The following is a 17,368-nucleotide window of genomic DNA, read 5'->3' on the forward strand; positions in this document are numbered from 1 at the left end:
TTTCCATAAATCCACTTTTCAGGCGAATTGCGTCGTTGCGCGGTGCTCGCAATCCTCATGTACCGAAAGTACATTCCGGTTGCTGCGCTCCGGGCGCCTCGCACTTCGTCCCGAAAAGCTGAATTTCTAGAAGTGCCCTGAAGTTTTTTTTCTGACCCCTGTCGTTTATATAAAAGGAGACAACCATGTTCAAACGCAGAACCCTGGCCTTGGCCGCAGCCGCTTTGCTGGTGGCGACTTCAAGCTTCGCGCAATATGCCGAACGCACCATCAAGTTCACCAACGGCGTGAACGAAGACCACCCGGTCGGCGTCGGCGTCAAGAAGATGCAGGAAGTATTGGCCGCCAAAACCGGTGGCAAGATCAAGATCAATGCCTTCTGGGGCGGTGCGGCGGGCGGCGACTTGCCGGCCACCCAGGCGCTGCGTGCCGGCACGCAAGAGATGGTCTGCACCTCGAGTTCGCCGCTGGTGGGCATCGTCAAGGAACTCGGCGCCTTTGATCTGCCTTTCCTGTTCGCCAATGAAAAGGAAGCCGATGCCGTGCTGGACGGCCCGGCCGGTGCCTACTTCAACAAAAAGCTGGCAGATGCCGGCCTGATCAACCTGGCTTATTGGGAAAACGGTTTCCGCAACCTGACCAACAGCAAGCGGCCGGTCGCCAAGGCGGAGGACTTCGAGGGGGTCAAGGTTCGCGTGATGCAGAACAATATTTTTCTCGACACCTTCAAAACGCTGGGCACCAACGCCGTGCCCATGGCTTTTGGCGAAGTGTTCACCGCACTGGAAACCAAGACCATCGACGGCCAGGAAAATCCCTTTGTGACCATCGAGACTTCGAAGTTCAGCGAGGTGCAGAAATACCTGAGCGTGACGCGTCATGCCTACACACCTTTCCTGGTGCTGTACAGCAAAAAACTCTGGGACCAGTTGAACCCGCAGGAGCAGGCGGTGTTGCGTGAAGCGGCGCTGGAAGGCCAGAAAGTCCAGCGTGCGGCCAACCGTGCGCTGAACGAAAAGTCGCTGGCCAACCTCAGGAAAACCATGACGGTCAACGAGGTGAGCGCGGCCGAACAGAAACGCATGTTCGACAAGGTCAAGCCGGTGTATGACAAAAACGTGCCCACCATAGGCGCAGAGCCGGTCAACATGGTGATGGAAGCGCTGAAGAAAGTACGCGGCAACTGATTGCCGTGATCGCCACGGGCCGCAAGAGTCACATCTTGCGGCCTTTTTTACGGAGCATCGATTGAAAATCACCAAAGTCGACACCCTGCGCCTGGGCGAGTTTCCCAACATCATCTGGGTGCGCATACATACTGACGAAGGCCTGGTGGGCCTGGGAGAAACCTTCATGGGTGCGCAGGCGGTGGAAGCCTACATCCACGAATGGGCCGGCCCCAAGCTGCTGGGCAAGGACCCGCTGGCCATCGAGGCACGCAACAAGGACATCACCGGTTACCTGGGCTGGCGCGGCTCCGGCGTCGAGACACGCGGCAACTCCGCGATCGACATCGCGCTGTGGGACATCTTCGGCAAGGCGGCCAACATGCCGCTGTACACGGCGCTGGGCGGCAAGAGCCGCGACAGCATCCGTATCTACAACACCTGCGCCGGCTACCAGTACGTGCGCAGCACGGTCAACCAGAACACCGCGAACTGGGGCATCGGTGACGCGAAGAAGGCCAACGCCGGGCCTTACGAAGATCTGGAGGGTTTTTTGCACCGCGCCGATGAGCTGGCCGAGTCGCTGCTGTCCGAAGGTGTGACGGCCATGAAAATCTGGCCTTTTGATCCGGCGGCCGAAAAAAGCGACGGCCAGTACATCAGCAACACCGACCTGGACCTGGCCTTGGAGCCCTTTCGCAAGATACGCAGCGCGGTCGGCGAGCAGATGGACATCATGGTCGAGTTCCACAGCTTGTGGCGCCTGCCCATGGCGCAAAAAATCGCGCGTGCGCTCAAACCTTTCAACACCTTCTGGCATGAAGATGCGATCCGCATGGATTCGCTGGACCTGCTCAAGCAGTATTCCAAAGATTGCGACGCGCTGATCTGCGCCAGCGAAACCCTGAGCTACAAGTGGGGCTTCAAGGACTACCTGCAGACCGGTGTGGCCGGCGTGGCCATGCTGGACCTGAGCTGGTGCGGTGGTTTGACCGAGGCGCGCAAGATTGCTGCCATGGCCGATGCCTGGCAACTGCCTGTGGCACCGCATGACTGCACCGGCCCAGTGGTCTGGGCTGCGTCCAGCCACCTGTCGTTACACGCGCCGAATGCCTTGATCCAGGAAAGCGTGCGGGCTTTTTACACCGGCTGGTACAAGGAACTGGTGACCGAGTTGCCCACGGTGACTCGCGGCATGCTCAGTTTGAACGACAAACCCGGCCTGGGCCTGGAGTTGCTGCCTGATTTGCACAAACGTGCGGACGCCACGCTGCGCAGCTCGGTGCCCGACTGAACGACCTCTTTCCATTTCACATCGGAGTCCCCTCATGAAAATCAAATCGGTCCGTCCTTTCATCCTGCATGTGCCGGTCACGGGTTCGCAGATTGCCGACAGCACCCACAGCATCTCGCACTGGGGTGTGGTCGGTGCGCAGATAGATACTGAAGACGGTTTGACGGGTTATGGCTTCACCGGCACGCACGCCCATTTGCCCAGTGACCAGCTCATCACACGTTGTATAGAGACTTGCCACGCGCCGCTGCTGATCGGTGAAGACGCGAACGACATCAACCGCCTGTGGCAAAAACTGGCGCGCAACCCGGCGCTGCAATGGGTCGGGCGTGCCGGCATCACCACCCTGGCGCATGCGGCGGTTGATCTGGCCTTGTGGGACTTGAAGGCCAAGGCGGCGCAGCAGCCTTTGTGGAAGCTGCTGGGCGGCCAGGTGCGCGACAAGGTCAGGGCCTACAACACCGACATCGGCTGGCTCAGCATCGCCGATGACAAGCTGGTTGAAGGCGCCCAACGTGCGGTGGCAGAAGGTTTCACCGGCATCAAGATCAAGGTCGGCTCAACGGTGGAGCGCGATTTGCGGCGCCTGGCGGCCGTGCGCCAGGCCATAGGCCCGGATGTGACCCTGGCCATCGACGGCAATGGCAAATGGGACTTGGCGACCTGCCAGCGTTTTTGCCAGGCGGCGCAGGACAAGGACGTGTTCTGGTTTGAAGAGCCCTTGTGGCACGACGATGTGAAAGGCCACGCGCAACTGGCGCGCGCCACGGCCATCCCGGTCGCTTTGGGTGAGCAGTTGTACACGGTCGATGCCTTTGCAGAATTTTTTGCGCAGCAGGCCATCCATTGGGTGCAGCCCGATGTGACCCGCATGGCCGGCCTGACCGAAGTGTTGCGGGTCTGTGAGACGGCACACGCCTTTCGCCTGCCAGTGGCGCCGCACGCGGGCGACATGAGCCAGGTGCATGTGCACCTGGCCTACGCCCACCCGGCCTGCGAGGTGCTGGAATTTATTCCGTGGATCAAGGACTGCTTCACCGACCCGGCCGAGGTGATTGATGGTTATTTCCGCCGGCCCGAATTGCCGGGTGGGGGCACCACACCCACGGCCGCCGCCTGGACGCGTTATCGGCAGGCGACTTCTTGAGCTGTGCTTCCTCGAGGGCCTTGCGCGCTGAGGGAAAATAGGCGGTGATGTATTCGACAATTTTTGTGGTCATGGGGGTCAGCGGCTGCGGTAAAAGCACCGTGGGTGCGCAGCTGGCCGCGGCCCTGGGCCTGGACTTTCTGGAAGGCGACAGCTTGCACCCGGCGCACAACGTGGCGCGTATGGCGGCGGGTTTTGCCCTGAGTGATGCCGACCGCGAAGGCTGGCTGCAAACGCTGGCCGGACGTATACGGCAGGCCAGGGCGGCGGGGCAGGGCCTGGTCTTGTCCTGTTCGGCGCTGAAACACGCCTACCGTGACATCCTGCGCCAGGGCGCGCCCGACATTTTTTTTCTCTACCTGCATGGCGACGCCGCCTTGCTGACCGCACGTATGTCGGCACGGACCGGCCATTACATGCCGCTGTCCCTGCTGGCCAGCCAGCTAGCCACGTTGGAGATTCCAGTCGTAGGGGAAAATGCACAACGTTTTGATGTCGCGAGCCGGCCCGAGGACATCGTGGCCGCGGTGGTCGCTCAACTGCGGGAAAGCCGCAGCACAACACGCTGAATACATCGCGTCTTTCATTTTTTTGCTATTTTTCTCTGGACTCACCATGCTTCACCTCACAAAAGTCACGCTTTATACCGACACCGATGGCCACGCCAAATTCCGCGACGAACCTGTCGCGCTGAGCGAAGGCTCGCCCCAGGCTATGTTGTCGCCGGTGTTTCCTTCCACCGGTTACCAGTTGCGCCATAGCCCGGTGGGTTTTCGCAGCCAGTTTCATTGCACCTTGATACCGCAATGGGTGGTCATTCTCAGCGGCCAGATGGAAATTGGCCTGCAGGACGGGAGCTCGCGGGTGTTTCAGCCGGGCGAACATTTTTATTCGGCCGATGTGTTGCCGCCGGACGCGCCTGTATTTGATGCGGCCGTTCACGGCCACTGGAGCCGCCAGGTCGGGGCTGAGCCGCTGGTGACCCTGTTCGTTCAGGGCTGATTTTTGCCCGCCCATGAAAAAACCCGCCAGGGCAAGCCCTGGCGGGTTTTTTGTTGGCAACTGCAAAAATGCAGCGACAGGCTTAAGCGCGGCCGGGAGCAGCGTTGTAAGACACGCCAGCCTGGACGGCTTCGGCACGCACTTCAGCGCGGCTGCGCTCGCCGGCCACAGGGGCGGCTGCGAAAGCCGTGCCACCGTCAACCAGGTTGCTGGCGGTCACAGCGCCGGGCTGGGCCGCCTGGATCTGGGCACGCACTTCAGCACGGGTGGTGTTGCTGGTCAGGGTAGGCTGGATGTCGACGGAGCCGTCGGCGCCAGCGGCGAAAGCACTCACGGACACCAGGCTGGCAGCAGCGATCAGAGCGGAGGCAACAAATTTCGAGTTCATGATGAAAATCCTTTTTAGAAGTTGATAAGACATTTCCGGGCGGGCGGGGATCCAAAACCTCGTCTGTCCAGCCTCGGTGAGTCGCTTACTAAGTGGTTTCGGCTCATCGATGTATGAACTGTACTATTGCCGATGAAGAAGAAAAACAGCATATGCTTCAATTGTTAATTGCCAAATACGGAACAATAAAAGCTTGATTTATTAGGCGTTAACCCTAGTGTCTCGCAGGGTCATAGCAGGGTTGCTACTGAATTAATAGCTGGTTGCGCCCATTCTGTATGGGCTGGAGGCCAAAAAGACTGAGAGAGTCTCAGCGGGCCTGCATCTCACCCGACAGCAGCCTGCGGCAGCCGGGCTGGCCCGCCTGAACCGCCTGGATCAAGGCCGCGGCCACGTCGGCCGCCGCAATGACGCGGTAATTGGCCGGAATCAGTGGTTTGAGCAGGCGCGTGATGGTCAGCGCGAGTTGTTCGCCGGAGCGGATGGCTTGTGCCAGAGCCGCGCGGTCGCCGGCCAGGACGGAGGGGCGGGCGAAAACCACGCTGTCGTAGCCGAGCTGGCTGACGGCATCTTCCATCTCGCCTTTGACGCGGTTGTAAAAAACAGGGGATTGGGCGCTGGCGCCCATGGCGCTGACGATGCCCAGGCGGCTGGCGCCTGCGACACGTGCCGACCTGGCGAGGGCCACGACGGCTTCAAAATCGACGGCCCGAAAGGCCTGCTGGCTGCCCGCCACCTTGATGGTGGTGCCCAGGGCGATGAACACATCATCGACGGACGGGGCCTTGAAGGCCGGCAGGGAATCGGTGAGGTGCACCACCAGTTGGGGGTGCACCAGATCCAGTTTCCGACGGCCCACGCAGTGGACCGCCGAGTAGGATTTACCGGCCAGTAAACGAGCCAGAATTTCCCGACCGACCAAACCCGTTGCCCCGGCTACCAGAGCCACCCGAGCGGCCGCCACCACCACCGCCGCCTGCTGGCCGGCCACCGCGGAAGTTGCCGCGGTTACCGCCCGTGGGCTGTCCGGAAGAGGGGAAGCCTGAGGAGACATGGCTGGTGGGTTGGGCATCATCATCACGCTCCTGTGAGTGCTGCTGGCGGGGTGCCTGGGCGTTGGGGTTGCGCGCATGGTGGGCCGGCTGGCCGCCTTGCGAATAACCCGAATTCTGACGCGGCTGGCCGCCCTGAGGCTGGCTACGGCCACCATTGCCGCCACCACCGCTGCGGCCACGACCGCCGCCATTACCACCACCGTTGCCTCCGCCATTGCCGCCACCAGCACCACCGCCGGCGTTGCCGCCACGGCCCGACTGGGGTTTGTTTTCGCGGATGCGCGTCATCATTTCGCTGCGTGCGGCCTTGGCGGCTGCCTGCATCACGTCGCGGCTAGGCGGTTTGCCCAGGCCGCCCCAGATGGTCTGGCGGCCCATGGCCAATGGCTCGGCTTTTTCGCCGGGATCGGCTTCAAAGCCGGGAACAATGACTTTTTCAATGTTCTGCTTGGTGAAGCGTTCGATGTCCTGCATGAAACCTTCTTCGTCCAGGCAGACCAGGCTGACGGCTTCGCCGCTGTTGCCGGCACGGCCGGTACGGCCGATGCGGTGCACATAGTCTTCGCTGACGTTGGGGATTTCATAGTTCACGACATGTGGCAACTCGTCGATGTCGATGCCGCGGGCAGCGATGTCGGTGGCCACCAGGGCGCGGATGTCGCCGTTCTTGAAGCCTTGCAACGCCTGCGTACGGGCGGTCTGGCTCTTGTTGCCGTGCAGCGCCATCGCGGGGATGCCGTTTTTGGTCAGGTGTTCGGCCACGTTGTTGGCGCCGAACTTGGTGCGTGTGAACACCAGCACCTGGCTCCAGTTGTGCTCGTTGATGATGTGTGTGAGCAGGGCTTTTTTCTTGCCACGGCCGACCGGGTGAATGGTCTGCGTGATGCGCTGCACGGTGGTGTTGCGCGGCGTCACCTGGATGCTTTGCGGGTTTTTCAGCAGGCCGTTGGCCAGCTCGCGGATTTCATCGCTGAAGGTCGCAGAAAACAGCAGCGACTGCTTCTGCTTGGGCACCAGGGCCAGCACTTTCTTGATGTCGTGGATGAAACCCATGTCCAGCATGCGGTCGGCTTCGTCCAGCACCAGGATTTGCACCTGGCTCAGGTCCAGCGTGCCCTGGCTCGCATGGTCCAGCAGGCGACCGGGGGTGGCCACCAGGATGTCCACGCCGCGGCGCAGTTTTTCGATTTGTGCGCCCATGCCAACACCGCCGAACATCACCATGGAGGTGAGGTCCAGGTATTTGCCGTAGAGGCGTACGCTTTCTTCGACCTGCGCGGCGAGTTCGCGCGTCGGGGTCATGATCAGGGCGCGCACGGCGTTGACGCCGCGTTTGTTTTTCAGTGCCGGCTCGGAGGCCAGGCGGTGCAGCAGGGGCAGCGTGAAGGCTGCGGTTTTGCCGGTGCCGGTCTGGGCGCCGCCCAAAAGATCGCCACCTGCCAGCACGGCGGGAATTGCCTGGGCCTGGATAGGTGTGGGGGTGTCATAACCCTGCTCGAGCACGGCTTTAAGAATGGCCGGGGCCAAGTTCAGATTTTCAAAAGTCATTAGGTAGTGCGCCGTAGAAGCGCTAAAGATCGGCCAGTCGGGGGCTGTTGAAAGCCTCCGCCAGTGAAGGCAGACGGGTAAAAATGTCAGGCTGGGCACCCAAACTGTCACCGAAGGTGTGCCTAAATGTCGCAAGCAACTGGAGCCAGCAACACAGGTATTGTCGCATGGAACGATAATCGAGGGATTCGCGCCGGAAACGCGCCTTGATCCAAGGTGCCTGCCCCCCAGCTAAGGTGTGTGTTGTTCGCTTGTCAGGAAACCCGCAAAATGCCCGCACCCTCCCTGTGTGCAGGCGGTTCGCGACCGGTTTTCCTTGCGTTGTTTTCCCATTTATAGAAGTTGAGACCTGATGGCCCAGTACGTATTCACCATGAACAAGGTCGGCAAGATCGTGCCGCCCAAGCGTCAAATTCTCAAAGACGTTTCCCTCAGTTTTTTCCCCGGCGCCAAGATTGGCGTGCTGGGCACCAACGGCTCGGGCAAGTCGACCTTGCTCAAAATCATGGCCGGCCTGGACACTGAAATCGAGGGCGAAGCCACGCCCATGCCCAACCTGAACATCGGCTACCTGCCGCAGGAACCCAAGCTGGACCCGACACACACCGTGCGCGAAAGTGTGGAAGCCGGCATGGGGGCGGTGTTTGCCGCCAAGGCCCAACTGGAAGCGGTGTATACCGCCTACGGCGAGCCCGACGCCGACTTTGACGCGTTGGCCGCCGAGCAGGCGCGCCTGGAAGCCATCATCGCCACCTCCGGCACCGACTCCGAGCACCAGCTCGAAATCGCCGCCGACGCGCTGCGTCTGCCGCCCTGGGATGCCGTGATCGGCGTCTTGTCCGGTGGCGAAAAACGCCGCGTGGCCTTGTGCAGCTTGTTGTTGTCCAAGCCCGACATGTTGCTGCTCGACGAGCCCACCAATCACCTGGACGCCGAATCGGTGGACTGGCTGGAGCAGTTTTTGCAGCGTTACCCCGGCACCGTGGTGGCCATCACCCACGATCGCTACTTCCTGGACAACGCGGCCGAGTGGATTCTGGAGCTGGACCGCGGTCGTGGCATCCCATGGAAAGGCAATTACAGCACCTGGCTGGAGCAGAAGGGCGAACGTCTGGCGCAGGAGCAAAAGGGCGAAGAAGCCCGCGCCAAGGCTTTGAAGAAAGAGCTGGAATGGTCGCGCCAGAACCCGAAAGCGCGTCAGGCCAAGAGCAAGTCGCGCCTGGCCCGTTTTGAAGAATTGTCGGATTTTGAATACCAGCAGCGCAACGAAACCCAGGAGATTTTTATCCCCGTGGCCGAGCGCCTGGGCAATGAAGTCATCGAGTTCAAGGGTGTCAGCAAGTCGTTTGGTGACCGCCTGTTGATCGACAATCTGAGTTTCAAGGTGCCTGCCGGCGCCATCGTCGGCATCATCGGCCCCAACGGCGCCGGTAAATCCACGCTGTTCAAGCTGATTGCCGGCAAGGAGCAGCCGGACAGCGGTGAAGTGGCGATCGGCAAGACCGTGCGCATGGCTTTTGTCGACCAGCACCGCGATGACCTGGCCAACGAAAAAACCGTCTGGGAAGACATCTCGGGTGGCCTGGATTTGCTGACCGTCGGCAAGTTCACCATGCCCAGCCGCGCTTATGCCGGCCGTTTCAACTTCAACGGTGCCGACCAGCAAAAACGCGTGGGCATGTTGTCGGGCGGTGAACGCGGACGTTTGCATCTGGCCAAAACCCTGATTGCCGGCGGCAACGTACTGATGCTCGATGAGCCCTCCAACGACCTGGACGTGGAGACCCTGCGCTCTCTGGAAGACGCCTTGCTGGAGTTCGCTGGCTCCCTCATGGTGATTAGCCATGACCGCTGGTTCCTGGACCGCATCGCCACCCACATCCTGGCGGCCGAAGGCGACAGCCAGTGGACCTTCTTTGATGGCAACTACCAGGAATACGAAGCCGACAAGAAGAAACGTTTGGGTGAAGAAGGTGCCAAGCCTAAACGTATGCGTTTCAAGGCGTTGAAGTAATTGGCCCCCACGCTCGTCACTTCGTGTACTTCGCTGCCCCCCGAGGGGGCCGCTGCGCCTGCGGTCTGGCAAAGCCAGTCCCGCGGCCCTTGCTGGTATGAAGAGAGTGTGCGGGAGTATTGCGCATGGCTATGACGGACGAAGCCGTTCTTGCGGCGACGCGGCTGTGGCTTGAAAAAGCCGTGATCGGCCTGAACCTGTGTCCGTTTGCCAAGGCGGTATACGTGAAAAATCAGGTGCGCCTGGTGGTCAGCCATGCCCGCCATGCAGATGACTTGCTGGAAGAGCTGGACAAGGAGCTGGATCTGCTGGTGGCGACGCCGGCCGAGGAGATTGACACCACCTTGCTGATTCATCCCACCTTGTTTGACGATTTCCTGGACTTCAATGATTTCCTGGAAATTGCCGACGGTGTGGTGGACGAACATGGCCTGGAAGGCGTGGTGCAACTTGCGAGTTTTCATCCGCAGTTCCAGTTTGATGGTACCGAACCGGACGACATCAGCAACTACACCAACCGTGCGCCGTTTGCGATTCTGCATTTGTTGCGCGAGGACAGTGTGGAACGCGCGGTGGCGGCTTTTCCCGAGGCCGAAGCCATCTTTGAGCAGAACATCCAGACCCTGGAAAAACTGGGCCATGCCGGCTGGAAGGCCTTGGGGCTTTCCTGATCCATCAGGGGCCGGCCGTCACGAAGGAACGGCCGGACGCAGCCGCCAAGCACCAGCCAAAACGTTTCAAAAAATTCGGCGCCGTACGGTTTCACATGGGTCTGCCTCAGGATGGGGCTGTGAAAAAGAGGGCCAGCGATGACCAGGCCGCTATTTGTGCGCATCACCTGTTGCCCGTCCGTCGTGCACCGTGATGATCTTTCGGTTCGGGGCTAAAGCCTTTCCGGTGATTGTTGGCACATTCATGGATTTTTTGGCGTAAGGCGTTCGGATTTCCCCGCTGCCTGACAGCGTGCCAGGCAGTCCGCTTGCCGGGGACGCGTTGGTGACTTTGGCGTGGCATCTGGCCGCTATCATCGACGCTGTTTTGCCACACCGCCGCATGTTTTTAACCGGTCTGGCTTTTGTGCCTGAAAGAGCCCGACCCATCCATGCCCCTGCCCTCTGCCGCACTTGCCCAGGCCTACCAGCCGTGCCTCCATGAAGCGTTCAGCCAAGTCCCTTTGTTGATACAGCGCTGGTGTGCCGGGCTGGTGGCATTGCTGGATCAGCGTGCCCGGGAGGCCCCCAGCGAGGTGGACAGGAAGCTGTACGCGGAGGCTGTTGCCGCACTCAAAAAAAACCAGTCGCTCATCGAGCGAGGCTTCGCGCCGGCATTGAAAAAAGCCATGGCCGAGGACAGACGTCCGTCCGGCGAAAAAATAGACGAAGCCGCGGCTCGCACATGGTCATCGCTGAAGTTTCAAGACCTCGAACGGATGGGCGACGAGCAGATCCAGACCACGTTGGACAGCGCACGCCTGCTGCAGGGGGTCCGCATGGGCTGCGAAGCGGCGCTGGCTGATTTTTCTGCACGCCTGAGCACGGCGCAAGGCCTGGGCGATCTCCCGATGGATTGCAATCCACTGCGCCCGGCGGTGGTTTGCCAAGCCTTGCGCACGCTGCTGCAAGACCTGCCGGCCAGCCTAGCGGTGCTTAGCTGCTGGCTGGGGCAGGGCGCCTCTACCTTGGGGCACGAATTGCAGGCCCTGTATGTGCTGCTGAACGCGCGCCTGGCCAAGCTGGGTGTCGCTGCTGCGGCCTGCGGCGTGCTGGCCCCGCGGCAGAACCGGGACCAGTCCGGTGCCAGTTCTGAAGATCACATGGGCGCTGCGCCTGAGCGCTCGGACCGCGACGAGGTGTTGACGCTGGACCATTTGCAGCATTTGCTGGCCGGCGACTACGACGCGTCGTTTGAGCGCCAGCCTGCTGCTGCAGCACCGGCAGGCACCGGGTCGTCTGTGGTGCCGCAAGCCAGGGGCATGTTGGCCCGGCTCAAGGACAAGGTTTTGGAGGCTTCGTCGCGGCCAGCACCTTGGGTCCGTCACTGGCCCACGAAGTCATGGGTTTGATGATGGCGCAGATGGCCAGGGACAGCTGGCTGTTGCCGCCGGTCCGGCAGGTGATGGCCCAGGCCGAGCAGCGCAACCTGCTGGCGGAAAAAATTGCCGGCAAGATCCGGATGCGCCGTGACTTTTTCAGCGGCAACCGCGTGATCACGGCTTTTCTGACCGGCCCCTGGGCCCAGGTCATGGCCAAGGAACGTTTGCTTGGCGAACACGGCGGGCTGGGCGCGCAGAAGGCCAGGTTCAGCCTGGCGCTGGGCGAGTTGCTCTGGAGCCTGAACATTGCCCAGGCGTCGCACTACCGCGCCCGTTTGCTCAAGATGATTCCCGACATGCTCAAGGCCGTGCGCGAAGGTTTGTTGTCCATCGATTACCCGCTGGCGCAGTCCAAGGCGTTTTTCGACGAAGTCATGCTGATCCACCAGGCGGCCCTGCAGCCACAGTCCGAGGCGGCCGTCCAGACTTTTCTCTGCGCGCGCGTGGCCTGGTGCGGACCAGCCCCCGACGCTGGTCAGCCCTGGCTGGCACCGGCCGAAGCGCAGGACTCCGGCTTCATGGCGGACTGGGCGGCCGACACCCTGCCGCCACCAGGGCTTGAAGCCTGCCAGGCCGACTTACCCGTTGACGTTGAGTCGGCCGCAGGGGCTCAACACGTGGCGCTGCAACTGGGGGATTGGGTGGAGTTGCAGTCGGACGCGCAATGGCTGCGTGCGCAACTGACCTGGGTCAGCCCGCACAACACCTTGCTGATGTTCACCGGCCAGGGCGGCCGCATGCATTCCATGACGGCGCGCGTCTTGCAGAAGTTGCTGCGTATGGAGCAAGTCAAGGTTGTCAGCCAGCAAGGGCTGGTGGACGGCGCGCTGGACGCCGTGGCCCGTACCGCCATGCGCAACAGCATCGAAGGTGGTCGCCACCGCTGATGTGTGACGGGGTCGCCGGGTTGCTACTTTTTCTGCAACTCAGCTGCCGCTGCCATAGGGGCGGGTGATGATTTCCAGGTAGTGGCCAGACGGATCGTTCCAGTACAGGCCGCGCCCGCCATCGTGGTGGTTGATCTGGTCGGCCTGCTGGTGGCGCGGATCGGCCCAGTAGGGGAGTTTGCGCGCGCGAATGCGGCCGAAAATTTCATCAAAGGCCTCTTCGCTGACGAGAAAAGCGTAGTGCTGAATGCTGATTTCGTCGTCATCCTGCAGAAAATCAAGGGTGACGCCGTTGTCCAGAGTCACGCCGTAAAAGCGGCCAAACGGGACAGGCGCCGCGAGCCCCAGAATGTCTGCCAGGAAAGCCGCAGAGGCCTGCGGATCACGGGCCGAAACAATGGTGTGGTTCAGCTGAATGGACATGGCACGGTTTCCTTCAACGCTGCAAGCGGTGCCCCCTGAAAGAAAATAAATGGTAAGGCGCGGCGCCCACTGGCGTCAAGCTTGCGGAATCGCCGCCAGCGCCTCATCCCAGGCCTGGATAGCAGCCGGCTTGGCGCCTTTGAACACGCCCAGCAACTTTTCCGGCGGAACCGTGATGCCGCCTTGTTTGAACTTCATCTTCACCAGAACCTCGGCGTGCCGGATGTGCCGCACGGTGAACGTATGGCAAAACCAGGCACATTTGTCGTCGGCGTACATCACCCGTGACTCCACCCGCACGCGCTGGAAGAGCCGGACCGGTTTCACAAACTTCACCAGTTGGGAGGCGTTGACGAAGCTGTAACCTTTCGCCAGCATGGGGTGGATCAGCGCTGTCTTGATCACGTAGTCGAACTGGGCGGACTCCGCCATCTGGAGATACCTGTCACTTTTCAAGGTGGCCAGGCCGGTGTCCAGCGGCGTGACAAAAAAATGCGCCACGGTGGGCGACAAGGCGCTGGCGCTGCGGTAGCGCAGCAGCGCCCAAACAATGGTCAACAAATTTCTCAGTATTCCGGACAAGGCAAGACTCCCTATGGATGGGCAAAGACAGCAGCGAAGCTGCGGACCTGGAAATTATTCGGTGGTGGCGTCGGCGCGCTGCAGTTTTTTGCGCACAAGGTGGATGTTGCTGCGCAGCGCATACAACTCATCGGTGTAAGACAGCGGGACGCTGATTTTTTCGGCGCGGATTTCCAGGTTTCTGAGTTCTTGAAACAAGGCCTGGTGGTCGGTGTCGCCGTTGTCAATCCGCTGCTCGATGTCGCGCAGCTGGCCATACCACCTGAAGATGCGCGAGCGCACGCGAAACGCGTAAAGCGGCGGCACGATGCGCGACAGCGGCAGCATGATGGCGATGATGATGCCCATCACCAGCCACATGCGTTCGACCAGGTTGGCGACCCAGAAGGGCAGGTAACGCTGCAAAAAAGGTTTGTCGTTTTTGATGCCGCGTTCTGCTTCGGCGGAAATCGGCAACTCGTTGTTGGCCAGGTTGGGGTATTCACGGGCACGCTTGAACCAGCCGGCGCTGCCGTGGATGCGGTTGCCCGCCTGCACAAACAGCTGCAACACGGCCGGGTGCGTGCCCTTGTGGCTGATCAACGCGGTGGTGGGGGCCACCAGCCGCACGTCGTGCGGCGGGATGTTGGCCGCCAGGTCCACCATGCCGCGCGGCAAGACCACCGGGGTCAGGAAGGAAAAGCGGCGCGAGTAGGCTTCGCTCTGCGGAAAATCCATGAGCGCAATACCGGGGGTTTGCAGCAACATCTGCACCATCAATGACTCGGGCGCGGACGCAAACACAATGGCGTCCAGCTCGCCGGCCAGCAGCGCCATGGTGGCGGGTGTTTGCTCCAGGGCGGAAATCTTCAGCGTGGAAGGATCGACTTTGTTGCTGGCCAGCAGCTTGTTCATGAGGTTGGGAATGCCGCTGCCCGGCGTGCCGGTGTTGACGCGCCAGCCCTCTAGCTGCGTCAATGAATTCAAGGTGGTCTGCCCGTCGCTTGCCTTGCCTGCCTGCGGCTTGGTGCTAGGTGTGCCGGGGGGGCCGGCGTCCAGAAGTTTGCGCGCGGCGTCTTCGCGGTAAAACAGCCAGACGGGTTCGACAAACAGGCTGCCCAGCGATTCCAGGTTTTCCTCGTCTTCGGGCCGCTCCTCGCTGGTGCCGCCCTGCACAAAACCGAGGTCGACCTCGCCCTTGCGCAGCAGGTGCAGGTTGTGGGCCGAACCCTGCGAGGGCAGCAGCACGACCTCGATGCCGTCTTCGGCCAGGATTTTGGCGTAACGTTTGCCGAACTCGTCGTAAGCACTTTGCGCCGGGCCGGTGGCCAGGGTCACGCGTTTGGGCGGGTTCGGGTCCAGCCACCAGTAGGCCAGTGCCAGCAGGCCCACGGCCAGCAGTAAAAACGGACCGACGGACACAAGCAGGTCGCGCAGTGACAGCAGGGTGTAACGTATGTTTTTTGACATGCGCCACCATAGCACGGCGCTGGCGGCCGGTGCCTGCTCCATGTTTCAAAATTTACAAGAAAAAGGCCTGCAGCCCTTTGGTATAGCGCGCAAGCAGCTATTGAAAATATAGCGAAAGCGGCGTGTTCAGAAGTCCTGCAACCAGGGCTGGACAAAGGCAAACCAGCCGCCCACGGTATACAGCAGCAGGCTGGCGCCGTACACCCGTGCCGAGGTTTTGCGCGTGCGCAGGCAAGCCTGCCGCAGTGCCGGGTCGACGGGGCAGGGCGCAAAGCGGTTTTGCCATTGCAGCACGCCGCTGAGACCCAGCATCACGCCCGCCACGCCAAACACCAGGCCCTTGTATTCGCTGAGCCAGACCAGGCCGGGAACGGCAGACACCAGCATGGACAGCGCCGCACCCGCGCCCAGCGCCACCAGCAGGGCCGGCAGCGCGCAGCAGACCAGCGTGCCGGAACTGGCGAACAGCGCCACCCAGGACGACCAGGCCGATACCTTTCCGCCGGTCACTTCCAGGGACTGCTGCGTCATTTGGCGGCCTTGGTCTGGGCCTTGATCTCGGCCACCGACTGCTGTATGGTTTCCAGTTTCACCACGTCGTAACCGGCTTCGGTGATTTCGTGGCTGATGGCGGGGCCGTCCAGGGTCTGGCCGTCCTTGGCTTCCACGGCCACGATTTTTTTCTTCAGGTCCACAAACACGGCCTGGGTCGCCGGCATTTTGGCCAGGCGTTTTTCAATGCCTTGCGCGCAAAAAGCGCAGACCATGCCGTTGACCGTGACCTTGATGCTTTCCGCCGCCAAGGCTGAGGAAAAAAGGCCTGTAGCCAAGGTGGCGCTTGCGCAGGCAGCTATGAATTTGAGAGTAAAAGAGGATGTCATGATAAGTCCTTGAATGCGGGTAGGGGGAGGTTGGCGGGGCTCAGAAGATGTACATGAAGTTGAAACGGCCCTGCTTCATGTTGTTGACACCGAGCTCGACAAAATACCGGTTGTGGATGAAACGCAGCATGGGTGTGATCTCGGTTTTTTCCGACAGGCCGCGCATGCGCCGCGCTTCGAGAATGAACCAGGGCTGGATCTCGTCGTAGTCGACTTCGTAGAACGAAAAGCCGGTACGTACCGAGGCAAAGTCATGGTTGATGCCGGGCGCACGGTACAGCCGCAGCGAGCCCGAGGCGTAAAAACGCGTGGTTTCGTAGTCGGCCGAGACGCCAGGCGCCAGCATGGTTTTGCTGCCCGCGAAGTCGTTGCCGCGCAGCTCCCCGGCACCGCCCACAAACCAGAAGTTGGCCTGCGAGTGTTCGCCGTTGATACGTTTGAGCAGCCGGGTGTAGGTCAGCTCGGCAAACTCGCGCGTCAGGCGGTGGTCGTCCGAACGCATGAACAGGCCGCCAGCCCCCAGGGCGTCGCGCGGGGTCAAGGCATGGTTGACCCAGGCCTCGCGCCAGTTCGGGCTGAAGTCGCCCATGGCCATGGTGCTGTCCTTGAAACCCATGGGCCCGGCCTGTGCCGATGCAGCGGCGGCCAGGGCCAGGGTGATCAGCCAGTGCTTCATTTCAGCACCTCGATACGCGTGATGAGCAAGTCGTCGTCCTGCACTTGTACGGAGAAGCGCACCTTGTCGCCGGCCTGGATGCCTTCCAGCATGGCGGCCTCCTTGACCTTGAAGGGCATGGTCATGGCGTCCATGTCTATGCTCGGTATCGCTTCGTGTTTCAGCAGGACTTTGCCGCGGCGCGCATCAACTTTCACGACCTGGGCTTTCACCAACTCGGGTTCAACGCCTGGTGGCGGAGCCGCGCGTGCGGGCGCCAGGTGTATCGCGGCAAGCAGCAGCGCGGGTAAAAATTTCCACATGTCAATCTCCAGAAGGTGGGCAGCACAAACGCTGCGCCAGATAAAGCGCCAGCCGGTCTACAGCGGACGCACCTTGGGCATGGAGGTCAGGAAATGGGTGGTTTGATGCCTGGGCCGCTGTCGGCGCTGCTGAAGCGGCTGCCGTGGGCCAGCGGCCCGGCCTGCGGCGCGAAGGCCTGGGCCGGTACATCGTTCCAGCTGAAAGACGCCAGTGCCAGGCACAACTCACAGGTGTCGCAACTGTTGCAGTGTGCGCCCGCGGTCTCGGCGGGTTTGTCCATCATGTCGCCCGCCTGGGCAAACATGGGGCAGTCTTCAGGCATGGCGTTTAGCTCGGCCGACACCGCGCTCTGGGCCATGATGACTTGTTGCTCCGCCATGTCCATCGCCATCGCATGGCCGACCCAGCCGCGCGCAGGCAGCAGGACGATCATGAGGGCGATGAGCAAATAACGCATGCCT

The 17,368-nt window shown here is 61.4% G+C and carries 20 protein-coding genes; 9 read left to right on the plus strand and 11 right to left on the minus strand.

The window, feature by feature from the left end; all coding sequences use genetic code 11:
* Nucleotides 1-185: 185 nt before the first annotated feature.
* From ACHMXK_RS06360 to ACHMXK_RS06380, 5 genes are all read left to right on the plus strand, one after another.
* Complete coding sequence (locus ACHMXK_RS06360; protein WP_397438663.1) at nt 186-1,187, plus strand: TRAP transporter substrate-binding protein; 1,002 nt, start codon at nt 186-188, stop codon at nt 1,185-1,187.
* A 61-nt stretch (nt 1,188-1,248) separates the two neighbouring features.
* Nucleotides 1,249-2,460 carry a mandelate racemase/muconate lactonizing enzyme family protein gene (locus ACHMXK_RS06365; RefSeq protein WP_397438665.1) on the plus strand — a complete coding sequence of 404 codons (1,212 nt, stop codon included), beginning with the start codon at nt 1,249-1,251 and terminating at the stop codon, nt 2,458-2,460.
* Between the two features lie 34 nt (nt 2,461-2,494).
* Entirely contained in the window at nt 2,495-3,607 is a 1,113-nt protein-coding gene (locus ACHMXK_RS06370; RefSeq protein ID WP_397438667.1) for a mandelate racemase/muconate lactonizing enzyme family protein, read from the plus strand.
* Nucleotides 3,608-3,654: 47 nt separating this feature from the next.
* Nucleotides 3,655-4,176, plus strand: a complete 522-nt coding sequence (locus tag ACHMXK_RS06375; protein ID WP_397438669.1) for a gluconokinase — start codon at nt 3,655-3,657, stop codon at nt 4,174-4,176.
* Nucleotides 4,177-4,222: 46 nt separating this feature from the next.
* Nucleotides 4,223-4,609, plus strand: coding sequence for a hypothetical protein (locus tag ACHMXK_RS06380; protein ID WP_397438671.1), 387 nt, complete (start codon nt 4,223-4,225; stop codon nt 4,607-4,609).
* An 82-nt stretch (nt 4,610-4,691) separates the two neighbouring features.
* Here ACHMXK_RS06380 and ACHMXK_RS06385 read toward each other — a convergent pair whose 3' ends face one another.
* The 3 genes from ACHMXK_RS06385 to ACHMXK_RS06395 all read right to left on the minus strand — a co-directional run bounded on the left by ACHMXK_RS06385 (nt 4,692) and on the right by ACHMXK_RS06395 (nt 7,600).
* The gene (locus ACHMXK_RS06385) at nt 4,692-4,997 is read right to left on the minus strand and encodes a hypothetical protein (RefSeq protein ID WP_397438043.1); all 306 of its coding nucleotides are present in this window, start codon (nt 4,995-4,997) and stop codon (nt 4,692-4,694) included.
* A 310-nt stretch (nt 4,998-5,307) separates the two neighbouring features.
* Complete coding sequence (locus ACHMXK_RS06390; protein ID WP_397438673.1) at nt 5,308-5,832, minus strand: epimerase; 525 nt, start codon at nt 5,830-5,832, stop codon at nt 5,308-5,310.
* Between the two features lie 46 nt (nt 5,833-5,878).
* Nucleotides 5,879-7,600: a DEAD/DEAH box helicase gene (locus ACHMXK_RS06395; RefSeq protein ID WP_397438675.1), complete on the minus strand. Its 1,722-nt coding sequence runs from the start codon at nt 7,598-7,600 to the stop codon at nt 5,879-5,881.
* Between the two features lie 352 nt (nt 7,601-7,952).
* Between ACHMXK_RS06395 and ettA the strand changes: the two genes are divergently transcribed.
* The 4 genes from ettA to ACHMXK_RS06415 all read left to right on the plus strand — a co-directional run bounded on the left by ettA (nt 7,953) and on the right by ACHMXK_RS06415 (nt 12,593).
* Nucleotides 7,953-9,614: an energy-dependent translational throttle protein EttA gene (gene ettA / locus ACHMXK_RS06400; protein ID WP_397438677.1), complete on the plus strand. Its 1,662-nt coding sequence runs from the start codon at nt 7,953-7,955 to the stop codon at nt 9,612-9,614.
* Between the two features lie 131 nt (nt 9,615-9,745).
* Nucleotides 9,746-10,285 carry a DUF1415 domain-containing protein gene (locus ACHMXK_RS06405; RefSeq protein ID WP_397442459.1) on the plus strand — a complete coding sequence of 180 codons (540 nt, stop codon included), beginning with the start codon at nt 9,746-9,748 and terminating at the stop codon, nt 10,283-10,285.
* A gap of 431 nt (nt 10,286-10,716) precedes the next feature.
* Nucleotides 10,717-11,676, plus strand: a complete 960-nt coding sequence (locus ACHMXK_RS06410) for a DUF1631 family protein (RefSeq protein ID WP_397438679.1) — start codon at nt 10,717-10,719, stop codon at nt 11,674-11,676.
* On the plus strand, nt 11,667-12,593 hold the full coding sequence (locus tag ACHMXK_RS06415) for a DUF1631 family protein (RefSeq protein WP_397438681.1): 927 nt from the start codon (nt 11,667-11,669) through the stop codon (nt 12,591-12,593). The genes ACHMXK_RS06410 and ACHMXK_RS06415 overlap by 10 nt, the downstream gene beginning before the upstream one ends.
* Before the next feature lie 39 nt (nt 12,594-12,632).
* Here the strand turns inward: ACHMXK_RS06415 and ACHMXK_RS06420 are convergent, their stop codons facing one another.
* From ACHMXK_RS06420 to ACHMXK_RS06455, 8 genes are all read right to left on the minus strand, one after another.
* On the minus strand, nt 12,633-13,016 hold the full coding sequence (locus ACHMXK_RS06420; RefSeq protein ID WP_397438683.1) for a VOC family protein: 384 nt from the start codon (nt 13,014-13,016) through the stop codon (nt 12,633-12,635).
* 75 nt (nt 13,017-13,091) lie between these two features.
* Complete coding sequence (locus ACHMXK_RS06425; RefSeq protein ID WP_397438685.1) at nt 13,092-13,574, minus strand: thioesterase family protein; 483 nt, start codon at nt 13,572-13,574, stop codon at nt 13,092-13,094.
* A 78-nt stretch (nt 13,575-13,652) separates the two neighbouring features.
* Complete coding sequence (locus ACHMXK_RS06430; RefSeq protein WP_397438687.1) at nt 13,653-15,047, minus strand: TAXI family TRAP transporter solute-binding subunit; 1,395 nt, start codon at nt 15,045-15,047, stop codon at nt 13,653-13,655.
* Nucleotides 15,048-15,173: 126 nt separating this feature from the next.
* The gene (locus tag ACHMXK_RS06435) at nt 15,174-15,578 is read right to left on the minus strand and encodes a hypothetical protein (RefSeq protein WP_397438689.1); all 405 of its coding nucleotides are present in this window, start codon (nt 15,576-15,578) and stop codon (nt 15,174-15,176) included.
* The gene (locus tag ACHMXK_RS06440) at nt 15,575-15,928 is read right to left on the minus strand and encodes a heavy-metal-associated domain-containing protein (protein ID WP_397438691.1); all 354 of its coding nucleotides are present in this window, start codon (nt 15,926-15,928) and stop codon (nt 15,575-15,577) included. The genes ACHMXK_RS06435 and ACHMXK_RS06440 overlap by 4 nt, the downstream gene beginning before the upstream one ends.
* A 40-nt stretch (nt 15,929-15,968) precedes the next feature.
* A complete protein-coding gene (locus tag ACHMXK_RS06445) occupies nt 15,969-16,604 on the minus strand; it encodes a hypothetical protein (protein WP_397438693.1) in 636 nt (211 codons plus the stop codon).
* Nucleotides 16,601-16,906, minus strand: a complete 306-nt coding sequence (locus ACHMXK_RS06450) for a copper-binding protein (RefSeq protein ID WP_397438695.1) — start codon at nt 16,904-16,906, stop codon at nt 16,601-16,603. The genes ACHMXK_RS06445 and ACHMXK_RS06450 overlap by 4 nt, the downstream gene beginning before the upstream one ends.
* 86 nt (nt 16,907-16,992) lie before the next feature.
* A complete protein-coding gene (locus ACHMXK_RS06455; protein ID WP_397438697.1) occupies nt 16,993-17,364 on the minus strand; it encodes a hypothetical protein in 372 nt (123 codons plus the stop codon).
* Between the last annotated feature and the right edge of the window lie 4 nt (nt 17,365-17,368).

It is taken from the genome of Polaromonas sp. UC242_47, assembly GCF_044452385.1.
Taxonomy (GTDB): domain Bacteria; phylum Pseudomonadota; class Gammaproteobacteria; order Burkholderiales; family Burkholderiaceae_C; genus Polaromonas.

Coding starts and splice junctions, on each gene's coding strand:
- ACHMXK_RS06415 (WP_397438681.1), top strand. CDS start 11,667: ATGGGTTTGATGATGGCGCAGATGGCCAGGGACAGCTGGCTGTTGCCG.
- ettA (WP_397438677.1), top strand. CDS start 7,953: ATGGCCCAGTACGTATTCACCATGAACAAGGTCGGCAAGATCGTGCCG.
- ACHMXK_RS06380 (WP_397438671.1), top strand. CDS start 4,223: ATGCTTCACCTCACAAAAGTCACGCTTTATACCGACACCGATGGCCAC.
- ACHMXK_RS06370 (WP_397438667.1), top strand. CDS start 2,495: ATGAAAATCAAATCGGTCCGTCCTTTCATCCTGCATGTGCCGGTCACG.
- ACHMXK_RS06440 (WP_397438691.1), bottom strand. CDS start 15,928: ATGACATCCTCTTTTACTCTCAAATTCATAGCTGCCTGCGCAAGCGCC.
- ACHMXK_RS06445 (WP_397438693.1), bottom strand. CDS start 16,604: ATGAAGCACTGGCTGATCACCCTGGCCCTGGCCGCCGCTGCATCGGCA.
- ACHMXK_RS06450 (WP_397438695.1), bottom strand. CDS start 16,906: ATGTGGAAATTTTTACCCGCGCTGCTGCTTGCCGCGATACACCTGGCG.
- ACHMXK_RS06420 (WP_397438683.1), bottom strand. CDS start 13,016: ATGTCCATTCAGCTGAACCACACCATTGTTTCGGCCCGTGATCCGCAG.
- ACHMXK_RS06385 (WP_397438043.1), bottom strand. CDS start 4,997: ATGAACTCGAAATTTGTTGCCTCCGCTCTGATCGCTGCTGCCAGCCTG.
- ACHMXK_RS06395 (WP_397438675.1), bottom strand. CDS start 7,600: ATGACTTTTGAAAATCTGAACTTGGCCCCGGCCATTCTTAAAGCCGTG.
- ACHMXK_RS06430 (WP_397438687.1), bottom strand. CDS start 15,047: ATGTCAAAAAACATACGTTACACCCTGCTGTCACTGCGCGACCTGCTT.
- ACHMXK_RS06410 (WP_397438679.1), top strand. CDS start 10,717: ATGCCCCTGCCCTCTGCCGCACTTGCCCAGGCCTACCAGCCGTGCCTC.
- ACHMXK_RS06405 (WP_397442459.1), top strand. CDS start 9,746: ATGACGGACGAAGCCGTTCTTGCGGCGACGCGGCTGTGGCTTGAAAAA.
- ACHMXK_RS06375 (WP_397438669.1), top strand. CDS start 3,655: ATGTATTCGACAATTTTTGTGGTCATGGGGGTCAGCGGCTGCGGTAAA.
- ACHMXK_RS06360 (WP_397438663.1), top strand. CDS start 186: ATGTTCAAACGCAGAACCCTGGCCTTGGCCGCAGCCGCTTTGCTGGTG.
- ACHMXK_RS06455 (WP_397438697.1), bottom strand. CDS start 17,364: ATGCGTTATTTGCTCATCGCCCTCATGATCGTCCTGCTGCCTGCGCGC.
- ACHMXK_RS06435 (WP_397438689.1), bottom strand. CDS start 15,578: ATGACGCAGCAGTCCCTGGAAGTGACCGGCGGAAAGGTATCGGCCTGG.